The sequence below is a fragment of the Bacillus sp. JNUCC-21 genome, assembly GCF_041222765.1.
Classification (GTDB): Bacteria; Bacillota; Bacilli; order Bacillales; family Bacillaceae; genus Bacillus; species Bacillus velezensis.
In genome coordinates, this window is the sequence record NZ_CP166019.1 from 32,745 (window position 1) to 53,247 (window position 20,503).

The 20,503-nt window shown below is 45.8% G+C and carries 20 protein-coding genes, 2 tRNA genes and 2 rRNA genes; 23 read left to right on the forward strand and 1 reads right to left on the reverse strand.

Going from position 1 to position 20,503, the window contains the following annotated elements:
• From JNUCC21_RS00165 to rsmI, 17 genes are all read left to right on the forward strand, one after another.
• A tRNA-Ile gene (locus JNUCC21_RS00165) sits at positions 1-77 on the forward strand.
• A 14-nt stretch (positions 78-91) separates the two neighbouring features.
• Positions 92-167: transfer RNA gene (locus JNUCC21_RS00170), tRNA-Ala, on the forward strand.
• A gap of 82 nt (positions 168-249) precedes the next feature.
• Positions 250-3,179, forward strand: a 23S ribosomal RNA gene (locus tag JNUCC21_RS00175).
• A gap of 50 nt (positions 3,180-3,229) precedes the next feature.
• Positions 3,230-3,345 (forward strand): 5S ribosomal RNA (gene rrf, locus JNUCC21_RS00180).
• A gap of 173 nt (positions 3,346-3,518) precedes the next feature.
• Positions 3,519-3,713, forward strand: coding sequence for a sigma factor G inhibitor Gin (locus tag JNUCC21_RS00185; RefSeq protein ID WP_007409914.1), 195 nt, complete (start codon positions 3,519-3,521; stop codon positions 3,711-3,713).
• A gap of 148 nt (positions 3,714-3,861) precedes the next feature.
• Positions 3,862-4,476 carry a 5-bromo-4-chloroindolyl phosphate hydrolysis family protein gene (locus JNUCC21_RS00190; RefSeq protein WP_369878483.1) on the forward strand — a complete coding sequence of 205 codons (615 nt, stop codon included), beginning with the start codon at positions 3,862-3,864 and terminating at the stop codon, positions 4,474-4,476.
• Positions 4,477-4,491: 15 nt separating this feature from the next.
• The gene (locus JNUCC21_RS00195) at positions 4,492-5,610 is read left to right on the forward strand and encodes a toxic anion resistance protein (protein WP_369878484.1); all 1,119 of its coding nucleotides are present in this window, start codon (positions 4,492-4,494) and stop codon (positions 5,608-5,610) included.
• 77 nt (positions 5,611-5,687) lie between these two features.
• Entirely contained in the window at positions 5,688-7,121 is a 1,434-nt protein-coding gene (locus tag JNUCC21_RS00200; protein ID WP_369878485.1) for an aminotransferase class I/II-fold pyridoxal phosphate-dependent enzyme, read from the forward strand.
• The gene (gene tmk / locus JNUCC21_RS00205; protein ID WP_007409918.1) at positions 7,118-7,756 is read left to right on the forward strand and encodes a dTMP kinase; all 639 of its coding nucleotides are present in this window, start codon (positions 7,118-7,120) and stop codon (positions 7,754-7,756) included. The genes JNUCC21_RS00200 and tmk overlap by 4 nt, the downstream gene beginning before the upstream one ends.
• A gap of 70 nt (positions 7,757-7,826) precedes the next feature.
• Positions 7,827-8,156, forward strand: coding sequence for a cyclic di-AMP receptor DarA (gene darA, locus JNUCC21_RS00210; protein ID WP_004264734.1), 330 nt, complete (start codon positions 7,827-7,829; stop codon positions 8,154-8,156).
• Between the two features lie 12 nt (positions 8,157-8,168).
• Positions 8,169-8,609 carry a YaaR family protein gene (locus JNUCC21_RS00215; protein ID WP_004264730.1) on the forward strand — a complete coding sequence of 147 codons (441 nt, stop codon included), beginning with the start codon at positions 8,169-8,171 and terminating at the stop codon, positions 8,607-8,609.
• 11 nt (positions 8,610-8,620) lie between these two features.
• Entirely contained in the window at positions 8,621-9,610 is a 990-nt protein-coding gene (gene holB, locus JNUCC21_RS00220) for a DNA polymerase III subunit delta' (protein WP_369878486.1), read from the forward strand.
• A gap of 2 nt (positions 9,611-9,612) precedes the next feature.
• Positions 9,613-10,440 (forward strand): competence/sporulation regulator complex protein RicT, encoded by an 828-nt coding sequence (gene ricT / locus JNUCC21_RS00225; RefSeq protein ID WP_004264723.1) that lies wholly within the window; start codon positions 9,613-9,615, stop codon positions 10,438-10,440.
• Between the two features lie 14 nt (positions 10,441-10,454).
• The gene (gene yabA, locus JNUCC21_RS00230) at positions 10,455-10,814 is read left to right on the forward strand and encodes a replication initiation-control protein YabA (protein WP_004264720.1); all 360 of its coding nucleotides are present in this window, start codon (positions 10,455-10,457) and stop codon (positions 10,812-10,814) included.
• Positions 10,815-10,874: 60 nt separating this feature from the next.
• A complete protein-coding gene (locus tag JNUCC21_RS00235; protein WP_004264717.1) occupies positions 10,875-11,618 on the forward strand; it encodes a tRNA1(Val) (adenine(37)-N6)-methyltransferase in 744 nt (247 codons plus the stop codon).
• The gene (locus JNUCC21_RS00240; RefSeq protein ID WP_007409921.1) at positions 11,605-11,904 is read left to right on the forward strand and encodes a GIY-YIG nuclease family protein; all 300 of its coding nucleotides are present in this window, start codon (positions 11,605-11,607) and stop codon (positions 11,902-11,904) included. The genes JNUCC21_RS00235 and JNUCC21_RS00240 overlap by 14 nt, the downstream gene beginning before the upstream one ends.
• Positions 11,879-12,760, forward strand: a complete 882-nt coding sequence (gene rsmI / locus JNUCC21_RS00245; protein ID WP_041481995.1) for a 16S rRNA (cytidine(1402)-2'-O)-methyltransferase — start codon at positions 11,879-11,881, stop codon at positions 12,758-12,760. Before JNUCC21_RS00240 ends, rsmI begins: the two co-directional genes overlap by 26 nt.
• A 49-nt stretch (positions 12,761-12,809) precedes the next feature.
• On the opposite strand, the gene abrB is transcribed toward rsmI, so the two are convergent.
• On the reverse strand, positions 12,810-13,100 hold the full coding sequence (gene abrB / locus JNUCC21_RS00250; RefSeq protein WP_169510469.1) for a transition state genes transcriptional regulator AbrB: 291 nt from the start codon (positions 13,098-13,100) through the stop codon (positions 12,810-12,812).
• A 483-nt stretch (positions 13,101-13,583) separates the two neighbouring features.
• On the opposite strand from abrB, the gene metG reads away from it, so the two are divergent.
• The 6 genes from metG to yabG all read left to right on the forward strand — a co-directional run bounded on the left by metG (position 13,584) and on the right by yabG (position 20,495).
• The gene (gene metG, locus JNUCC21_RS00255) at positions 13,584-15,575 is read left to right on the forward strand and encodes a methionine--tRNA ligase (protein WP_150940959.1); all 1,992 of its coding nucleotides are present in this window, start codon (positions 13,584-13,586) and stop codon (positions 15,573-15,575) included.
• A gap of 75 nt (positions 15,576-15,650) precedes the next feature.
• On the forward strand, positions 15,651-16,418 hold the full coding sequence (locus JNUCC21_RS00260) for a TatD family hydrolase (RefSeq protein ID WP_015239022.1): 768 nt from the start codon (positions 15,651-15,653) through the stop codon (positions 16,416-16,418).
• Between the two features lie 134 nt (positions 16,419-16,552).
• Entirely contained in the window at positions 16,553-17,878 is a 1,326-nt protein-coding gene (locus tag JNUCC21_RS00265) for a G5 and 3D domain-containing protein (RefSeq protein WP_023356663.1), read from the forward strand.
• Between the two features lie 134 nt (positions 17,879-18,012).
• The gene (rnmV, locus tag JNUCC21_RS00270; RefSeq protein ID WP_004264696.1) at positions 18,013-18,576 is read left to right on the forward strand and encodes a ribonuclease M5; all 564 of its coding nucleotides are present in this window, start codon (positions 18,013-18,015) and stop codon (positions 18,574-18,576) included.
• Positions 18,566-19,447 (forward strand): 16S rRNA (adenine(1518)-N(6)/adenine(1519)-N(6))-dimethyltransferase RsmA, encoded by an 882-nt coding sequence (gene rsmA, locus JNUCC21_RS00275; protein ID WP_015239023.1) that lies wholly within the window; start codon positions 18,566-18,568, stop codon positions 19,445-19,447. The genes rnmV and rsmA overlap by 11 nt, the downstream gene beginning before the upstream one ends.
• Positions 19,448-19,619: 172 nt before the next feature.
• Complete coding sequence (gene yabG, locus JNUCC21_RS00280; RefSeq protein ID WP_025284083.1) at positions 19,620-20,495, forward strand: sporulation peptidase YabG; 876 nt, start codon at positions 19,620-19,622, stop codon at positions 20,493-20,495.
• Positions 20,496-20,503: the final 8 nt, after the last annotated feature.

Genomic DNA, 20,503 nt, shown 5'->3' on the forward strand with positions numbered 1-20,503 from the left:
GGGCCTGTAGCTCAGCTGGTTAGAGCGCACGCCTGATAAGCGTGAGGTCGGTGGTTCGAGTCCACTCAGGCCCACCATCTTTACCCAATACGGGGCCTTAGCTCAGCTGGGAGAGCGCCTGCTTTGCACGCAGGAGGTCAGCGGTTCGATCCCGCTAGGCTCCACCAACGTGTTCTTTGAAAACTAGATAACAGAAGTAATTCACATTCAATTAGTAATGCAAGATATCACGTAGTGATTCTTTTTAACGGTTAAGTTAGAAAGGGCGCACGGTGGATGCCTTGGCACTAGGAGCCGATGAAGGACGGGACGAACACCGATATGCTTCGGGGAGCTGTAAGCAAGCTTTGATCCGGAGATTTCCGAATGGGGAAACCCACCACTCGTAATGGAGTGGTATCCATATCTGAATACATAGGATATGAGAAGGCAGACCCGGGGAACTGAAACATCTAAGTACCCGGAGGAAGAGAAAGCAAATGCGATTCCCTGAGTAGCGGCGAGCGAAACGGGACCAGCCCAAACCAAGAGGCTTGCCTCTTGGGGTTGTAGGACACTCTGTACGGAGTTACAAAGGAACGAGGTAGATGAAGAGGTCTGGAAAGGCCCGCCATAGGAGGTAACAGCCCTGTAGTCAAAACTTCGTTCTCTCCTGAGTGGATCCTGAGTACGGCGGAACACGTGAAATTCCGTCGGAATCCGGGAGGACCATCTCCCAAGGCTAAATACTCCCTAGTGACCGATAGTGAACCAGTACCGTGAGGGAAAGGTGAAAAGCACCCCGGAAGGGGAGTGAAAGAGATCCTGAAACCGTGTGCCTACAAGTAGTCAGAGCCCGTTAACGGGTGATGGCGTGCCTTTTGTAGAATGAACCGGCGAGTTACGATCCCGTGCAAGGTTAAGCAGAAGATGCGGAGCCGCAGCGAAAGCGAGTCTGAATAGGGCGAATTGAGTACGTGGTCGTAGACCCGAAACCAGGTGATCTACCCATGTCCAGGGTGAAGTTCAGGTAACACTGAATGGAGGCCCGAACCCACGCACGTTGAAAAGTGCGGGGATGAGGTGTGGGTAGGGGTGAAATGCCAATCGAACCTGGAGATAGCTGGTTCTCTCCGAAATAGCTTTAGGGCTAGCCTCAAGGTAAGAGTCTCGGAGGTAGAGCACTGATTGGACTAGGGGCCCCTACCGGGTTACCGAATTCAGTCAAACTCCGAATGCCGATGACTTATCCTTGGGAGTCAGACTGCGAGTGATAAGATCCGTAGTCGAAAGGGAAACAGCCCAGACCGCCAGCTAAGGTCCCAAAGTATACGTTAAGTGGAAAAGGATGTGGAGTTGCTTAGACAACCAGGATGTTGGCTTAGAAGCAGCCACCATTTAAAGAGTGCGTAATAGCTCACTGGTCGAGTGACTCTGCGCCGAAAATGTACCGGGGCTAAACGTATCACCGAAGCTGCGGACTGTTCTTCGAACAGTGGTAGGAGAGCGTTCTAAGGGCTGTGAAGCAAGACCGGAAGGACTTGTGGAGCGCTTAGAAGTGAGAATGCCGGTATGAGTAGCGAAAGAGGGGTGAGAATCCCCTCCACCGAATGCCTAAGGTTTCCTGAGGAAGGCTCGTCCGCTCAGGGTTAGTCGGGACCTAAGCCGAGGCCGAAAGGCGTAGGCGATGGATAACAGGTTGATATTCCTGTACCACCTCCTCACCATTTGAGCAATGGGGGGACGCAGGAGGATAGGGTAAGCGCGGTATTGGATATCCGCGTCCAAGCAGTTAGGCTGGGAAATAGGCAAATCCGTTTCCCGTGAAGGCTGAGCTGTGATGGCGAGCGAATTATAGTAGCGAAGTTCCTGATTCCACACTGCCAAGAAAAGCCTCTAGCGAGGTGAGAGGTGCCCGTACCGCAAACCGACACAGGTAGGCGAGGAGAGAATCCTAAGGTGATCGAGAGAACTCTCGTTAAGGAACTCGGCAAAATGACCCCGTAACTTCGGGAGAAGGGGTGCTCTGTTAGGGTGCAAGCCCGAGAGAGCCGCAGTGAATAGGCCCAGGCGACTGTTTAGCAAAAACACAGGTCTCTGCGAAGCCGTAAGGCGAAGTATAGGGGCTGACGCCTGCCCGGTGCTGGAAGGTTAAGAGGAGCGCTTAGCGTAAGCGAAGGTGCGAATTGAAGCCCCAGTAAACGGCGGCCGTAACTATAACGGTCCTAAGGTAGCGAAATTCCTTGTCGGGTAAGTTCCGACCCGCACGAAAGGCGCAACGATCTGGGCACTGTCTCAACGAGAGACTCGGTGAAATTATAGTACCTGTGAAGATGCAGGTTACCCGCGACAGGACGGAAAGACCCCGTGGAGCTTTACTGCAGCCTGATATTGAATGTTGGTACAGCTTGTACAGGATAGGTAGGAGCCTTGGAAACCGGAGCGCCAGCTTCGGTGGAGGCATCGGTGGGATACTACCCTGGCTGTATTGACCTTCTAACCCGCCGCCCTTATCGGGCGGGGAGACAGTGTCAGGTGGGCAGTTTGACTGGGGCGGTCGCCTCCTAAAAGGTAACGGAGGCGCCCAAAGGTTCCCTCAGAATGGTTGGAAATCATTCGCAGAGTGTAAAGGCACAAGGGAGCTTGACTGCGAGACCTACAAGTCGAGCAGGGACGAAAGTCGGGCTTAGTGATCCGGTGGTTCCGCATGGAAGGGCCATCGCTCAACGGATAAAAGCTACCCCGGGGATAACAGGCTTATCTCCCCCAAGAGTCCACATCGACGGGGAGGTTTGGCACCTCGATGTCGGCTCATCGCATCCTGGGGCTGTAGTCGGTCCCAAGGGTTGGGCTGTTCGCCCATTAAAGCGGTACGCGAGCTGGGTTCAGAACGTCGTGAGACAGTTCGGTCCCTATCCGTCGCGGGCGCAGGAAATTTGAGAGGAGCTGTCCTTAGTACGAGAGGACCGGGATGGACGCACCGCTGGTGTACCAGTTGTTCTGCCAAGGGCATCGCTGGGTAGCTATGTGCGGACGGGATAAGTGCTGAAAGCATCTAAGCATGAAGCCCCCCTCAAGATGAGATTTCCCATTCCGCAAGGAAGTAAGATCCCTGAAAGATGATCAGGTTGATAGGTCTGAGGTGGAAGTGTGGCGACACATGGAGCTGACAGATACTAATCGATCGAGGACTTAACCAATTTGAATGTATGCTTACTGTTATCTAGTTTTGAGAGAACACTCTCAATGGTTTGGTGGCGATAGCGAAGAGGTCACACCCGTTCCCATGCCGAACACGGAAGTTAAGCTCTTCAGCGCCGATGGTAGTCGGGGGTTTCCCCCTGTGAGAGTAGGACGCCGCCAAGCTATATTATGATAAAGGTAGCTCATCATGAGCTGCCTTTTTTGTTTTTGAATAAAAACAAAACAAACACCGAAATACGGAAACGCCCATATACTAATTGCAAACTTCAAAAAGGTCCAAATTGTGTATACAATCAACAGCTTAAGGGAAGGCTATTCATACGGAGGTGGGCAAAATGAATGAAACGTCCAGCCATGAAGAAACATGTATTGTGTGTGAAACCAAAAAAAGCAGGGGAATCCATATTTATACGAAATTTATATGTTTAGAGTGTGAGAAGAAAGTAGTTTCCACTCCGACCTCTGATCCGAATTATGAATTTTTCGTTCGTAAACTGAAAAGCCTTCATACACCGACGTTATATTCTTAACCCTGAAAAGGGTCTTTTTTTTGCCTGAAATCAGAGGAGTTTTTACACTTTTTATAAAAGAACTGATACGATAAGAAGAGGAACTTGTTTAGACATGGAATGTAATAGATAATACTGATAAAAGTGAATAAATAGGAGTCGATCAAGTATGAAACCGTTTATTCAATATATGAAATGGACGTTTTGCGGCAGCACAGTTTTTGTATTAGCGGGGATAACCTTCTTTACGATAGGGCATCAGCCTTTTCTGTATTCGCTTTTATACGGGGCAGCCGGCGGAGCCGCAGTCAGTGCGGCCGGCTTGTGGAATGCGAAGCGTCTCTTTTTAAAAAAACACCGGCTGACAAGAAAAGAATATGCTTATATTAAGGGAAATCTTGAGGAAGCAAAGGGTAAAATCATCCGATTACGCAGGGCGCTTTTTCGCTCTAAAAGTATACAAATGCTGAAGCAGAATGCAGAGATACTGCGGATAACCCGGCGAATATATCTGCTCACAAAGCAAGAGCCGAAGCGTTTTTATCAGGCAGAGCGTTTCTATTATCAAACGCTTGATTCTGTTGTAGAACTGACGGAAAAGTATGCTCTGCTCTCCTCACAGCCGCGAAAAAATAAAGATTTATCAATGTCCTTGAGTGATACGAGGGTGACTCTAGCAGAGCTTTCCAGAAGGCTGGAAGAGGATCTTCATGAACTGATGAAGGAGGACATCGACGACCTGCACTTTGAATTAGATGTGGCAAAGCATTCACTGAGAAAATAAGAAAGGAAGAAGGAAATGGCCAAAGACCGCTCCGACGACAGCATGGGCGCCCAAAATGACCAGACCCCTCTAAAGCTTGCAGATACGCTGCCGGAAGAAAAAATAGAAGCGGCACTTCGGCTCGCTGAAAAACTGGACCCTGAGAACATGCAAAGCATTGTACTGTTTGGTTCACAGGCGCAGGCGAATCTTCTGGAATTTTCCCACACGATGATAGAGCACGTGCAAAGAAAAGATGCAGGAGAGATGGGACAGATACTGGCTGATTTGATGCTGAAGCTTGACCAGGTCAACCCTGATGATCTGCAGATGAAGAACAAAGGGTTTTTCGCCAGGCTGTTTAAAAGGGTGTCCGGTTCTGTACAGGAAGTGCTTTCGAAATATCAAAAGACAAGTGTGCAGATTGACCGTATCAGCAGAAGGCTGGAACATTCTAAAAATGTGCTGTTGAGTGACAATAAATTGTTAGATCAGCTGTACGCCCAAAATAAACAGTACTTTACTGATTTAACTATGTATATAGCAGCGGGGGAATTAAAATCAGATGAGCTGAAAACAAAGCTGATACCCGAAGCGGCAAGAAAAGCCGAATTACAAGAACACAATCAAATGGCCGCGCAGGAAGTGAATGATCTTCGCCAGTTTGCCGACCGTCTGGATAAGAGGGTGCATGATCTGCTGCTGAGCAGGCAGATTACGCTTCAGAGTGCGCCGCAAATCCGCCTGATTCAAAACACGAATCAGGCACTGGCAGAGAAAATTCAGTCCTCCATTGTTACGGCTATTCCTTTATGGAAGAATCAAGTCGCCATCGCGCTGACGCTTATGAGGCAGCGGAGTGCGGCAGATGTGCAGCAGAAGGCGGCGGATACGACAAATCAATTGCTGCTGAAAAACGCTGAACTTCTGAAAACAAGTACAGTCGAGACAGCGAAAGCCAATGAGCGCGGACTTGTTGAAGCGGAAACCCTCAAAAAAGTGCAGGAAAGCTTAGTCAGCACACTTGAAGAAATCATGTCTATTCAAGAAGAAGGCAGGATGAAACGCAGGCTTGCCGAGAAGGAGCTTGTTATCATGGAAGGCGATTTAAAAAAGAAGCTGCTTGATATGAGGTCCGGCCGGGATAACGGCTAGATGGCAAAAAGTCTTAGCTTTAAGTTGGCTCGCAGGCACGATATAATAAGAAAGACAGGCAAAGGATTTGTTTAAAAATGGACACACCTTTATATACAGCGCTGATGAAGCATGCGCACCGAAATACGTATTCTTTTCATGTTCCGGGACATCACAATGGAGATGTCTTTTTTGATGAAGCCAAATCTGTATATCAATCTCTTTTATCTATTGATATGACTGAGATCACGGGTCTTGATGACTTGCATCACCCGACGGGGGTCATTAAGGAAGCGCAGGATTTGGTGAGCAGATTTTACGGCTCTCAGGAAAGTTTCTTTCTCGTCAATGGAACGACCGCCGGCAATCTGGCGATGATTTTAGCTGTTTGTGAACCGGGTGAACCCATTCTGATCCAGCGTAATTGTCACAAGTCTGTTTTCCATGCGGCGGCATTGGCCGGAGCCAAGCCGGTTTATTTGGCGCCGGAAATCGATGAAAACATGCATGTGCCGGCACATGTATCCCTTTCAGTCATCGAAAAAGCGCTGGCGTCATATCCGAACGCGAAAGGACTTGTTCTGACCAATCCGACTTACTACGGACACGCCGCCGATTTGACCGCGGCAGTTAACAAAGCCCATTCATACGGCGTTCCTGTACTGGTGGATGAGGCTCATGGGGCTCACTTTGTGTTAGGCCAGCCTTTCCCGCCTTCATCATTGGCTATGGGGGCAGACGCCGTTGTTCAATCGGCTCACAAAACACTTCCAGCTATGACGATGGGGTCTTACTTTCATTTGAACAGCACCAGAATTGACAGAGATCGATTAACTTATTATGTAAGCAGTTTGCAAAGCAGCAGCCCGTCATACCCGATTATGGCATCTTTAGATACGGCGCGCGCTTATGTGCAGGATATTGCTGAAAAAGGGACACTTCCCGTTCATATGGAGCGCATTGAGAAAATCAAACGAAGGTTCGCATCAATTTCTTCTATTGAAATAATCGAGCCTTCCGGATATGGGCTGCGGGCGGACCCGTTAAAATTAATTCTTCGGTCAAAGCTCGGACATTCCGGCTATTCATTACAACGGATTTTGGAGAGTGAAGGCATTGTTGCCGAGCTGGCTGACGAGTACCAAGTATTGCTCGTACTGCCGATAGGCGGCCGGCGGATGATAGAACAGGCAACCGTAAGAAACATACAGCAGAAACTGGAGGATACACCGCCCGATAAATTGCCGGATGCCGTGAATTGGACATTTCCGTCCATTTCGACACTTGAATATCCGCAAAATGAGATGCGGAAGTTTACAAAAGAGCCTGCAGATATAAATAAGGCGGCCGGGCGCTTGCATGCGGGCAACATTATTCCTTATCCGCCGGGAATTCCGCTGATCATGGACGGAGAACGGATAACAGAAGAGATCGTACAAAAGCTTTCCCGTTTAATCGGCATGGACGCGCATATTCAAGGCTTGTTAAACGGGGAACAATTACTTGTCTATATAGAAGAGGAGAAATCATGAGCGGTTTATTTATAACATTTGAAGGTCCTGAAGGTGCAGGGAAAACGACTGTGCTTCAGGAAATGAAAGAGATTCTGTCGGCAGAGGGGCTCCCGGTGACAGCGACAAGAGAACCGGGCGGCATCGACATTGCGGAACAGATCAGAGAAGTGATCTTAAATAAAAACAATACACTGATGGATGCAAAAACGGAGGCGCTGCTTTACGCTGCGGCGAGAAGACAGCATTTAGTCGAAAAGGTGCAGCCTGCATTGAAAGAAGGCCGCATTGTGCTGTGCGATCGTTTCATCGACAGTTCGCTGGCTTACCAAGGCTATGCGAGAGGGCTCGGCATTGATGAAGTCCTTTCTATTAACCAGTTTGCAATCGGCGATACGATGCCTGATGTCACCATCTATTTTTCTATTGAGCCGGAAGAAGGGTTGAAACGGATTACGTCGAATGATTCAAGAGAGAAGAATCGTCTCGATCTTGAGGCCCTGCACTTTCACACGAAAGTACGGGAAGGATACCAAAAGGTAATGCAGCGTTTTCCGGAAAGATTCCATACAATCGACGCATCGAAAAAGAAGGAACTCGTCATTCAGGACGCACTTCAAGTGATAAATGAAGCATTGAAAAAAATTCAGTTGTGACCTGTTTCTCATAAGTTGCTATAATGAATGTAACGATAATGTTCTTTCCAACCTAAAGGGGGCCTAGAGAATGAAACTAATAGTGGCAGTGGTGCAGGATCAGGACAGCAACAGGCTTTTGAAAGTATTAACCGACCACAACTTCAGGGTGACGAAGCTTGCGACAACAGGCGGATTCCTTAAATCAGGCAATACGACGTTTATGATCGGGGTGGAAGATATCCGTGTCGATAAAGCGCTCAGCCTCATTAAAGAGAATGGCTGTAAACGTGATCAGATGATTGCCCCGGTATCCCCGATGGGCGGGAATGCGGATTCCTACGTTCCATATCCCGTCGAAGTGGAAGTCGGCGGAGCGACGGTCTTTGTCCTCCCGGTCGATGAATTTCATCAATTTTAAGGATTTGACGACGTGAAAATAAATTCTGACTTACGTACATTTATTGAGAAAAAGCAGCAGCCTGCTTATAAAGCGGCAGAGCTTTCCGGAACATTTAAAAGTTCAATGGACAGCCAAAGCAGCAAGCTGAAATTTGATCAGCTGAGCAGGTTCTTAACGGATATAGAAACGTTCGGGAAAAGGCTGACGAAGTCGAGAAACTTCAAAGACTTAGCGAAATTCAAAGGATTGGTAAAACGTTTTGTAAAAGAGGCCGTAGACAGCGGATTATCGCATGAGACGGAGAAAAGCTTTGACCTGTACGGCAGCAGCCGGACTCTGGGGCTTGTGAAAGAAATAGATGAAAAACTGCTTCAGCTGACGGAAGAAATGTTAGATCAGGAAAAACCGGCAATTGATTTGCTGGATCGAATCGGAGAAATAAAAGGTTTATTGATTAACCTTTACACATAGAGAGTGATACAATGGCAATATCATGGAAGGAAATGACCGGGCAGCAGCCCAGAGTGATGCGGCTTTTGCATAACAGCATTGAAAAGAAAAGGCTTTCTCACGCATATCTGTTTGAAGGCAAAAAAGGAACGGGCAAATTGGATGCCGCACTGCTTCTCGCAAAAAGCTTTTTTTGCCTTGAAGACGGGACTGAGCCTTGCGGGGAGTGCCGGAACTGTAAGCGTATTGAATCCGGAAACCATCCCGACCTGCATGTGGTTCAGCCCGACGGATTATCCATTAAAAAGGCTCAGATCCAATCGCTTCAGGAAGAGTTTTCTAAAACAGGACTGGAATCGCATAAAAAGCTGTACATTATATCCCATGCGGATCAAATGACGACAAATGCAGCAAACAGTCTGCTGAAATTTTTAGAGGAGCCGAGTCAAGATGCCATCGCAATTCTTATTACTGAGCAGCTCCACCGAATACTGGATACCATCGTTTCGAGATGTCAGGTTCTTCCGTTCCAGCCGCTTCAGCCGAAAGCCATAGAAGAAAGACTGATTGAACAGGAAGTGAGCCCTCACATGGCCCGGCTCTTAGCAAATATGACAAATAATATTGCGGAAGCAGTCGAATTAAGTCGAAATGATGAGTTTGCAGAGTCCAGAGCGAAAGTGATAAAATTGTATGAAGTCTTACATCAGCGGAAAGGACATGCCTTTTTCTTCATTCAGGATCAGTGGGTGCCCTTTTTCAAAGAAAAAACCCATCAAGAAATGGGTCTTGATATGCTCTTATTGATATACCGTGATGTATTATCCATCCAAATTGGAAATGAAGATAAACTGATTTATCAAGACTTATTCCAATCAATAAAACAGCATGCGCTGCAATTTACACAACAAAGCGTTACGAACCAAATTCTCGCTGTTTTAGAAGCAAAAAAACGGCTTCATTCCAATGTGAATGTGCAGGGATTAATGGAGCACTTGGTGTTAACGTTGCAGGAGGGATAAGCTTGTACAACGTAATAGGCGTCCGCTTTAAAAAAGCGGGGAAAATTTATTATTTTGATCCGAACGGATTTGATATAGAACAAGACAGCTGCGTCATTGTTGAAACCGTAAGAGGTGTCGAATACGGGCAGGTTGTCATCGCAAATAAACAAGTGGACGAGCATGATGTTGTGCTTCCGCTTCGAAAGGTCATACGCGTTGCTGATGAACGCGATCTTCTCATTGTAGAAGAAAACAAACAGGAGGCCCTGTCCGCTTTTGAAGTCTGTCAGAAAAAAGTGGCTGACCACGGCTTAGATATGAAGCTGGTTGATGTTGAGTTTACATTTGACCGCAATAAAGTCATTTTTTACTTTACAGCAGACGGACGGGTTGATTTCAGGGAATTGGTCAAAGACTTGGCTTCTATCTTTAAAACGAGAATCGAATTGCGCCAAATCGGGGTGAGGGACGAGGCGAAAATGCTCGGCGGTATCGGACCATGCGGGAGAATGCTTTGCTGCTCCACGTTCCTCGGTGATTTTGAACCGGTGTCCATCAAAATGGCGAAGGATCAAAATTTATCGTTGAACCCAACGAAGATTTCCGGTCTGTGCGGCCGTTTGATGTGCTGTTTGAAGTACGAAAATGATGAGTATGAGACGGCAAAAGAACAGCTGCCGGATTTAGGCGAAATGATTACGACGGCAAACGGCCCCGCAAAGGTTGTCGGTCTTAATATTCTGGAACGGGTGCTTCAGGTGGAACTGAAGAATCGTGAAAAAGTGATAGAATATACTTGGGAAGAGCTCTTGGAAGAGGGCGTCGTATCCGCACAAACCACAGATTAACGAGGTGTGGAACCTTGGATAAAAAAGAGTTATTTGATACTGTCATAAACCTGGAGGAACAAATCGGTTCGCTGTACCGTCAGCTGGGTGACTTAAAGCAGCATATCGGCGAAATGATTGAAGAGAATCACCATCTTCAGCTTGAAAATAAGCATTTGCGTAAGCGGCTTGATGACACGACAGAGCAAATTGAAAAATTCAAAGCCGATCAGAAAGAAACAAAAACACAGAAGGCAGAGCAGAGTGATATAGGAGAAGGGTACGACAATCTGGCCCGGCTGTATCAAGAAGGCTTTCATATTTGCAACGTCCATTATGGGAGCGTCCGCAAGGGAGATTGCCTTTTTTGTCTGTCCTTCTTAAATAAAAAATAAGGAAAAGGCTTCCGCTGATGTCGGAAGCCTTTTTCAAAGAGTGCCGAAAGGAATAAGATTATGGTTTCATTACGTGATGATGAAAGATTGGATTACTTATTAGCAGAGGATATGAAAATAGTACAGAGTCCGACGGTTTTCGCTTTTTCATTAGATGCCGTGCTGCTGTCTAAGTTTGCATACGTTCCGATTCAAAAGGGGAACATCGTTGATTTATGCACGGGGAACGGCATTGTGCCGCTTTTGCTCAGCACAAGGTCAAAAGCCGATATCACCGGGGTTGAAATTCAGGAACGCTTGTATGATATGGCGCTCCGAAGCGTGGAATACAACGGGCTGGGCGGTCAGATCAGTCTCATTCATGATGATCTGAAAAATATGCCGGAAAGACTCGGACATAATAAATATGATGTTGTCACCTGCAATCCGCCTTATTTTAAAACACCGAAAGAGGCGGAGCAGAACCTGAACGAGCATCTCAGAATCGCAAGGCACGAAATCCTTTGCACGCTTGAAGATGTGATTTCCGTCAGCAGCAAACTGCTGAAGCAAGGCGGAAAAGCGGCTCTCGTTCATCGGCCGGGGAGGCTTTTGGAAATCTTTGAATTAATGAAAGCGTACCGAATAGAACCGAAACGGGTTCAGTTTATTTATCCGAAACAAGGTAAAGAAGCGAATACCATTTTGGTTGAAGGAATTAAAGGCGGCCGCCCTGATCTCAAAATTCTTCCCCCGCTGTTCGTATACAATGAACAAAATGAATATACGAAAGAGATCCGCACGATTTTATATGGAGACAAATAGTCATTTCTTTTATGTGCTGCTGTGCAATGACAACAGTCTGTATGCCGGTTATACAAATGATCTGCAAAAACGGCTGAAAACCCACAATGAGGGAAAGGGCGCGAAATATACAAGGGCGAGAAGGCCGGTTTCGTTATGCCATGCGGAATCATTTGAAACAAAACGGGAAGCGATGCAGGCGGAATACCGTTTTAAACAGCTGACCCGAAAGAAAAAAGAGCAATATATAGAAGAAAAACGACGCAGCAAGGAGGCTGTATATGTTAAGACGCCAGATGAGTTTTAACGGAAAATCTGAAATGGGAACTCTGTACCTTGTTCCTACACCGATCGGCAATTTGGAGGACATGACCTTTCGTGCAGTAGAGACGCTGAAATCGGCCGATGTCATAGCTGCCGAAGATACGAGACAGACGAAAAAGCTGTGCCATGTTTATGATATAGAAACATCTCTCATCAGCTATCATGAACATAATAAAGAAAGCAGCGGCCATAAAATCATTGAATGGCTGAAAAGCGGAAAGAATGTGGCATTGGTCAGTGATGCCGGCATGCCGACAATTTCCGACCCGGGGGCTGAGATTGTGAGAGATTTCACCCAAATCGGCGGATATGTCGTTCCGCTCCCGGGTGCTAATGCGGCATTAACCGCGCTGACCGCATCAGGCATCACCCCGCAGCCGTTTTTCTTCTACGGATTTTTAAACAGACAGAAAAAAGAAAAGAAGAAAGAACTTGAAATCCTGAAAAAACGGCAGGAAACGATGATATTTTACGAAGCGCCGCACAGATTAAAAGAAACATTAACAGCAATGCATGACGTTTTGGGTAATCGAACCATCGCCGTCACGAGAGAATTAACGAAAAAGTACGAGGAATTCATCAGAGGAACCATCGCCGAGGTGATGGAATGGGCAAATGAAGATCAAATCCGCGGTGAGTTCTGTCTCGTTGTCGAAGGCAATCAAGGCGCTGAACCGGATGAAGACGAAAAGCCTTGGTGGACGGAGCTTTCTGAGAAAGAGCATGTGGAGTATTACATAAACGAAGGAGCATCTTCCAAACAGGCCATAAAACAAACAGCGGTAGATCGGGGCGTTCCGAAACGCGCGGTTTATGACGCTTATCACATTCAATCATAAAAAAAACCGTTCTTGTATCGTAACAAGAACGGTTTTTGTATGAAATAGCTTATTTTTGGTTTTGAAGCTGGTTTTGAATTTCAGAGATGATTTGCTCAGCGCCTTCTTTGCTGAGTACCAATTTGCCGCCGGCAAGTTTAAGGTTATCATCAGAAACTTCACCAGTTACTTGGCAAGTCATGTTTGGTTTATATTTTTTAAGGATGATTTTTTCATCATCAACATAAATTTCAAGAGCGTCTTTTTCTGCGATGCCCAGTGTACGGCGAAGTTCGATAGGGATAACGACGCGTCCAAGTTCATCAACTTTACGTACGATACCAGTAGATTTCATTAACAGTCTCCTCCCGAGAGATAATTATTTTGTAGTTTATATTTTTCTTCGTCATTATTCGACAAAATTCCTTACATTCCTAGCATAACAAGGTTTCCAATAATCGTCAATCTTTTTGTTTACTATTGATTGTAAGAATTAGTTCTTATAGTAAGTAAAGCCTTGGAAATCCTGAAATAACAGGCTTTTTGACTGCTTTTTCGAACCTATTATCCTACTGAAAATCCTTTTAAATCAAGACTTTCGAACCAAGATGTTTTATATTAGTAGATTATATACGACAAATTTCGACATGTTAAGACTTTTTTTAATTTCAATAAAAATTTTTAATTTTATTTACTCTTTTACGCGCAGTACGTATATATCCTTGATCTTAAAGGCTAAGATGGTATCATAGATAGAGGACAAATATCAATATTGTATATCAAATAAAACCGCTCTCGTCCTTTGGGCGTGAGCTTTTCGACATTCTGAATGGGAGGTTGCAACATGCCGCAAGACAATAATACTTTTTATATTACAACCCCGATATATTATCCGAGCGGAAAATTACATATCGGCCATGCTTATACTACCGTGGCCGGCGATGCGATGGCGCGTTACAAAAGATTAAAAGGATTTGACGTACGCTACTTAACCGGAACGGATGAGCACGGACAGAAAATCCAGCAGAAAGCGGAGGAAGAGAATATCACGCCTCAAGCTTATGTGGATCGTGCAGTTGCTGAAATCCAAAAACTATGGAAGCAGCTCGACATTTCTCACGATGATTTCATCCGGACGACGGAAAGCCGGCACAAAGAAATTATCGAGAAAGTGTTTCAAAAACTTCTTGATAATGGTGACATTTACCTGGATGAGTATGAGGGCTGGTACAGCATCCCTGATGAAACATTCTATACGGAAACACAGCTGGTGGATGTGGAAAGAAATGAGAAGGGTGAGGTTGTCGGCGGAAAAAGCCCGGACAGCGGCCATCCGGTCGAATTAATCAAAGAGGAGTCATACTTCTTCCGCATGAGCAAATACGCAGACCGCCTGCTGAAGTTTTATGAGGAAAATCCTTCTTTCATCCAGCCTGAATCACGCAAAAATGAAATGATTAACAACTTCATTAAACCGGGGCTTGAAGATTTGGCCGTTTCCAGAACGACGTTCGACTGGGGCGTAAAAGTGCCGGGAAATCCGAAGCATGTCGTGTATGTATGGATTGACGCACTGTTCAACTATATTACAGCGCTCGGTTACGATACGGAAAATGATGAGCTTTACAAAAAGTACTGGCCGGCTGACGTCCACCTTGTCGGTAAAGAAATTGTCCGTTTTCATACCATTTACTGGCCGATTATGCTGATGGCGCTTGATCTCCCGCTGCCTAAGCAAGTCTTCGCGCATGGCTGGTTATTGATGAAAGACGGAAAAATGTCGAAATCAAAAGGAAATGTCGTTGATCCGGTAACGTTAATTGAACGCTACGGCTTGGATGAACTTCGCTATTACCTGCTTCGCGAAGTACCGTTCGGTTCAGACGGTGTCTTTACGCCGGAAGGTTTCGTAGAACGGATTAATTATGACTTGGCGAACGACTTAGGAAACCTTCTGAATCGTACAGTCGCAATGATCCAAAAATATTTTGACGGCGAGATTGGTTCATATGAAGGAAATGTGACCGACTTTGATTCAGAGCTTTCTTCTGTAGCCGGTGAAACGGTTAAAGCTTATGAAAAGGCAATGGAAAACATGGAGTTTTCAGTCGCTTTATCAACGCTATGGCAATTAATCAGCCGTACGAACAAATATATTGATGAAACTGCTCCGTGGGTGCTTGCTAAAGATCAGGAAAAAGAAAAAGAATTACGTTCTGTCATGTATCATTTAGCTGAATCTTTACGTATCTCAGCCGTATTGCTCCAGCCTTTCTTGACACAAACGCCTGAAAAAATGTTTGCCCAGCTCGGAGTTGAGGATCAGTCTCTTAAAGCATGGGACAGCATTCAGACATTCGGCCAATTGAAGAACGCGAAAGTGAAAAAAGGGGAACCGCTTTTCCCTCGTCTTGAAGCTGAAGAGGAAGTAGCTTACATCAAGCAAAAAATGCAAGGAACTGCTCCTGCTAAAGAAGAAAAGGCGGAAGAGCCGCAAGAAGCAGAGCGTCTTCCTGAAATTACGTTTGATCAATTTATGGATACAGAACTTCGCGTCGCAGAAGTCTTGTCCGCAGAGCCGGTGAAAAAAGCAGATCGGCTGCTGAAATTGCAAATTGATCTGGGCTTTGAACAGCGCCAAGTTGTATCAGGTATCGCGAAGCATTACACACCGGATCAGCTTGTGGGAATGAAGATCATTTGTGTAACGAATCTAAAACCGGTAAAACTGAGAGGCGAGCTTTCTCAAGGAATGATACTGGCAGGAGAATCGGACGGCGTACTTAAAGTTGTAGCTGTCGACCAGTCATTACCGAAAGGCACTCGACTTAAATAATAGATGCAAAAGGTGTTTCACGTGTAACATTCCGTCGAACACCTTTTGTTTTTCAACAAGAAAGGAGTTTTTATGATGCTTTTTGATACACATGCGCACTTAAATGCCGAGCAATTTGACACAGACTTAGAGGAAGTCATTGCGCGTGCAAAGGCTGAAAAAGTTGAACGGATCGTCGTTGTCGGATTCGACAAACCCACTATCACGCGTGCGATGGAGCTGATTGAGGAATATGACTTTATATACGCTGCGATCGGCTGGCATCCGGTAGACGCAATTGACATGACAGAGGAAGATTTATCATGGATTAAGGGACTGTCCTCTCACGAAAAAGTCGTGGCAATCGGAGAGATGGGCCTTGATTATCATTGGGATAAATCACCAAAAGACGTTCAGAAAGAAGTATTCCGGAAACAAATCGCTCTCGCCAAAGAAGTGAACCTTCCAATTATCATTCATAATCGTGATGCAACGGAAGATGTTGTCACGATTTTGAAAGAAGAGGGGGCGGAAGAAGTCGGCGGTATTATGCACTGCTTTACGGGGAGCGCGGAGGTTGCGCGGCAGTGTATGGATATGAATTTTTATATTTCATTCGGCGGACCGGTTACCTTCAAAAATGCGAAGAAACCAAAAGAAGTAGCAAAGGAAATTCCGAATGACCGTTTGCTGATTGAAACTGACTGTCCTTTCCTGACACCGCATCCTTTCCGCGGTAAACGAAATGAGCCAAGCTACGTAAAATATGTTGCTGAACAGCTCGCTGAATTAAAAGGGCTGACATATGAAGAAATTGCCTCAATTACAACCGAAAACGCAAAAAGACTTTTCCGCATAAACTGACAGAATGCGCTGTCGTAACGTGTAAAGGCTTGTCCGATTCAGTGTATATGTAAAACGGTTCTACAAGCTTCCTTCTCTTCATAAGATAGGTTGTCGATATGTCTCTCTTCCTTTTTTTGCTTTGTTTTTGCATAATGAGGGATACGCTGAAGGTTTTTCATCTTCGAGATGGGAGGGTTGACAGCATTTTAGATACTCTATATAATCTCTCCGAGGAGAAGGAGGCGTTTTTCATCACACAAAAAATGAAAAAACTGTTTTCCGTAAAGCTTGGTAAAAGCAAGGTTATTCTTATTGCAGCTATTATTCTGCTGGGCGGAACCGGGACTGCATACGGGGCACATGAGCTCTCAAAACAATCAGTTTCTGTTTCTATCAACGGCAAGAAAAAGCAAATACGCACTCATGCAAAAACGGTTGGGGAACTTCTGGAAGATTTACATATAGAGACGAGAAATGAAGACCGGATTACCCCGTCTAAGCAGACAGCATTGGCAGACAACATGAATGTCGTGTATGAAGCTGCAAAGCAGATCCGTGTGACAAGAGGCGGAGAAGAAAAGACTTTATGGTCAACGGCAAAAACAGTCGGCGCATTTCTGAACGAACAGCATACACCTGTGAATCAGCACGATAAAATAGATCCAGCAGCAGATACGAAAGTGACCAACGGCATGAAAGTCACGGTCGACCCGGCTTTTCAGGTCACTGTAAATGATGCGGGAAAGAAAAAGAAAATATGGACGACTTCGACTACGGTCGCTGACTTTTTAACGCAGCATAAGATGGACATGAAAGACGAAGATAAAGTAAAACCGGCATTACACGAAAAGCTCACAAAAAATCAGGCCGGCATACAAATCACTCGTATCGAAAAAGTCACCGATGTAGTTGAGGAAAAAATAGCGTATCAAGTGAAAGAAAAAGAAGATGCGTCTCTCGACAGCGGGAAAGAAAAGATCGTTCAAAAAGGAAAAGAAGGCAAACTTAAAAAGCATTTTCATGTTGTCAAAGAAAATGGAAAAGAAGTTTCAAGAAAGCTTGTTAAAGAAGAAACATCTGAAAAAAGCAAAGATCAAATCATTGCGGTCGGCACAAAGCGGCACAGTCCCAAGATTGAGCAGCTCAGTGCACCTGTGAAGGCATCTTCTGGCGAAACCGGATCTTCCGGTAAAGTGATTACCGTGTCTTCCACGGCTTATACCGCAAGCTGCAGCGGCTGTTCCGGCCATACGGCTACAGGCGTTAACCTGACAAGCAATCCGAATGCCAAAGTCATTGCGGTAGACCCAAGCGTCATTCCGCTCGGCACAAGAGTCCACGTAGACGGATACGGGGATGCCGTGGCCGCTGATACAGGCTCAGCCATTAAAGGAAGACGGATTGATGTCTTTTTCCCTGAAAAATCTTCAGCTTACCGCTGGGGAAAGAAACAGGTCAAAATAAAAATCTTAAATTAATTCCGATTCACTCAGAGGGTTTTGCGCCCTCTGTTTTTTTCGTTATAATAGGTAAAGTGTATTTTCAGTATATTAGACGTGACATGTAAGCAAAGGTTTCGTTTTGGATATAAAAAGTTTTTTTGGAGGAAGTAATGAAAATTAAAGAAATTATTGTAGTCGAGGGACGCGATGACACTGCGCGCATAAAACTTGCCGTTGATGCGGATACGATCGAGACAAACGGTTCCGCAATCGGAGACGAAGTCATCAGACAGATTCGGCTGGCGCAGGAAACGAGAGGGGTCATCGTGCTGACGGACCCGGATTTTCCGGGGGAAAAGATCCGGAAAACCATTTCTGAAGCAGTACCCGGCTGTAAACACGCATTTCTGCCCAAACATCTTGCCAAACCGAAAAACAAGCGCGGCATTGGCGTTGAGCACGCATCCATTGAAAGCATCAGAGCATGTCTGGAAAATGTGCATGAAGAGATGGAGGCAAAGCCGAGTGAGATTTCAGCTGAAGATGTCATACAGGCCGGTCTGATCGGCGGACCGGCTGCCAAAAGACGCCGCGAACGATTGGGCGACCTGCTGAAGATCGGCTATACAAACGGCAAGCAGCTTCAAAAACGGCTGCAAATGTTTCAAATCAAAAGAAGTGATTTTATTGATGCGCTCGATGCTATGAGGCAGGAGGAACAGGATGAACAATAAAGATATCGCGACACCTATCAGAACGAAGGAAATTCTGAAAAAGTACGGTTTCTCTTTTAAAAAGAGTCTGGGACAGAATTTCTTAATTGATACAAATATATTGGACAGAATTGTGGACCATGCGGAAATTACGGATCGGACCGGAGTCATTGAAATCGGGCCCGGAATCGGCGCGCTGACAGAGCAGCTTGCCAAACGGGCGAAAAAGGTCGTCGCGTTTGAAATTGATCAGCGCCTGCTGCCCATTCTCAATGATACGCTGTCTCCATATGACAATGTAACGATCATTCATCAAGATGTGCTGAAAGCAGACGTTAAATCTGTCATTGAAGAGCATTTTCAGGATTGTGATGAAATTATGGTGACGGCGAATCTCCCATATTATGTGACGACGCCGATCATCATGAAGCTCTTGGAAGAACATCTTCCGTTAAAAGGGATTGTCGTGATGCTGCAAAAAGAGGTCGCTGAGCGGATGGCCGCTGATCCTTCCTCTAAGGAGTACGGATCGCTTTCCATTGCGGTTCAGTTCTATACGGAGGCCAAAACCGTCATGACCGTCCCGAAAACGGTGTTTGTGCCTCAGCCTAATGTCGATTCTGCCGTCATCCGTCTCTTGCTTCGTGACGGCCCGGCGGTTGACGTCGATAATGAACCGTTTTTCTTCCAGCTGATTAAAGCAAGCTTCGCACAGCGCCGGAAAACCTTGCTTAACAACCTTGTGAACAATCTTCCGGGCGGAAAAGAGAAAAAAGCTCAAATTGAAGAAGTTCTTCAAGAAACGAATATTGACGGAAAGCGGCGCGGTGAATCCCTGTCCATAGAAGAATTCGCGCTCCTGTCCAACGGATTGCATAAAGCCCTTTTCTAAGAGGGCTTTTTGTTTTGCGTCACCACTTGGACTGCCGCTACATAGGCTAGAGGAGAACCTTATTCATTCAACTGCAAGAAAAGCTTGAAACATCAAGCGCCGCAGCGGAAAGAGGTGTATTTGCCAAGACTTCTTTCATGATGAGGCTTAGTCTATTTGTGGAGTGGGTAACGTGCAATTTCAAATAGGAGATATGGTAGCCAGGAAATCCTATCAAATGGATGTTTTATTTCGCATTATCGGTATAGAGCAAACAAGCAACGGAAATTCAATTGCCATCCTGCATGGTGACGAAGTCAGATTGATTGCGGATGCTGATTTTTCTGATTTGGAGCCTGTCAGAAAAGACGAACAGGCCATGAGAAAGAAAAGAGATGAAAGCAGGATGAATGAATCTCTCGAGCTGCTCCGCCAGGATTATAAGCTGCTTCGGGAAAAACAGGAATATTATGCGACAAATCAATATCAGCATCAGGAGCACTACTTTCATATGCCCGGAAAGGTATTGCATCTGGACGGCGATGAGGCCTATTTGAAAAAGTGCCTGAACTTTTATGAAAAAATCGGTGTGCCGGTATACGGAATTCATTGCCATGAGAAAAAAATGCCGGCATCAATTGACGAGCTGCTTGATAAATACAGGCCGGATATTTTAGTCATCACCGGCCATGATGCATATTCCAAGCATAAGGGAGGCGTGAACGATTTAAGCGCCTACAGGCATTCCAAGCACTTTGTCGAAACCGTTCAAAAAGCGAGGCGTAAAGTCCCTCATTTGGATCAGCTGGTTATATTCGCGGGGGCCTGCCAATCTCATTTCGAGTCTTTAATCAGAGCAGGCGCGAATTTCGCAAGTTCTCCGTCACGCGTCAATATCCACGCGCTTGACCCGGTATATATTGTCGCGAAAATCAGCTTCACTCCGTTTATGGAGCGGATCAATGTATGGGATGTCCTGAGAAATACGCTGACGAGAGAGAAAGGGCTGGGAGGAATTGAAACGAAGGGTGTGCTGCGTGTCGGTATGCCGTATAAATCAAATGGATGAGTGATAAA

Coding starts and splice junctions, on each gene's coding strand:
- JNUCC21_RS00185 (WP_007409914.1), top strand. CDS start 3,519: ATGAATGAAACGTCCAGCCATGAAGAAACATGTATTGTGTGTGAAACC.
- JNUCC21_RS00190 (WP_369878483.1), top strand. CDS start 3,862: ATGAAACCGTTTATTCAATATATGAAATGGACGTTTTGCGGCAGCACA.
- JNUCC21_RS00195 (WP_369878484.1), top strand. CDS start 4,492: ATGGCCAAAGACCGCTCCGACGACAGCATGGGCGCCCAAAATGACCAG.
- JNUCC21_RS00200 (WP_369878485.1), top strand. CDS start 5,688: ATGGACACACCTTTATATACAGCGCTGATGAAGCATGCGCACCGAAAT.
- tmk (WP_007409918.1), top strand. CDS start 7,118: ATGAGCGGTTTATTTATAACATTTGAAGGTCCTGAAGGTGCAGGGAAA.
- darA (WP_004264734.1), top strand. CDS start 7,827: ATGAAACTAATAGTGGCAGTGGTGCAGGATCAGGACAGCAACAGGCTT.
- holB (WP_369878486.1), top strand. CDS start 8,621: ATGGCAATATCATGGAAGGAAATGACCGGGCAGCAGCCCAGAGTGATG.
- JNUCC21_RS00235 (WP_004264717.1), top strand. CDS start 10,875: ATGGTTTCATTACGTGATGATGAAAGATTGGATTACTTATTAGCAGAG.
- JNUCC21_RS00240 (WP_007409921.1), top strand. CDS start 11,605: ATGGAGACAAATAGTCATTTCTTTTATGTGCTGCTGTGCAATGACAAC.
- rsmI (WP_041481995.1), top strand. CDS start 11,879: ATGTTAAGACGCCAGATGAGTTTTAACGGAAAATCTGAAATGGGAACT.
- metG (WP_150940959.1), top strand. CDS start 13,584: ATGCCGCAAGACAATAATACTTTTTATATTACAACCCCGATATATTAT.
- JNUCC21_RS00260 (WP_015239022.1), top strand. CDS start 15,651: ATGCTTTTTGATACACATGCGCACTTAAATGCCGAGCAATTTGACACA.
- JNUCC21_RS00265 (WP_023356663.1), top strand. CDS start 16,553: ATGAGGGATACGCTGAAGGTTTTTCATCTTCGAGATGGGAGGGTTGAC.
- rnmV (WP_004264696.1), top strand. CDS start 18,013: ATGAAAATTAAAGAAATTATTGTAGTCGAGGGACGCGATGACACTGCG.
- rsmA (WP_015239023.1), top strand. CDS start 18,566: ATGAACAATAAAGATATCGCGACACCTATCAGAACGAAGGAAATTCTG.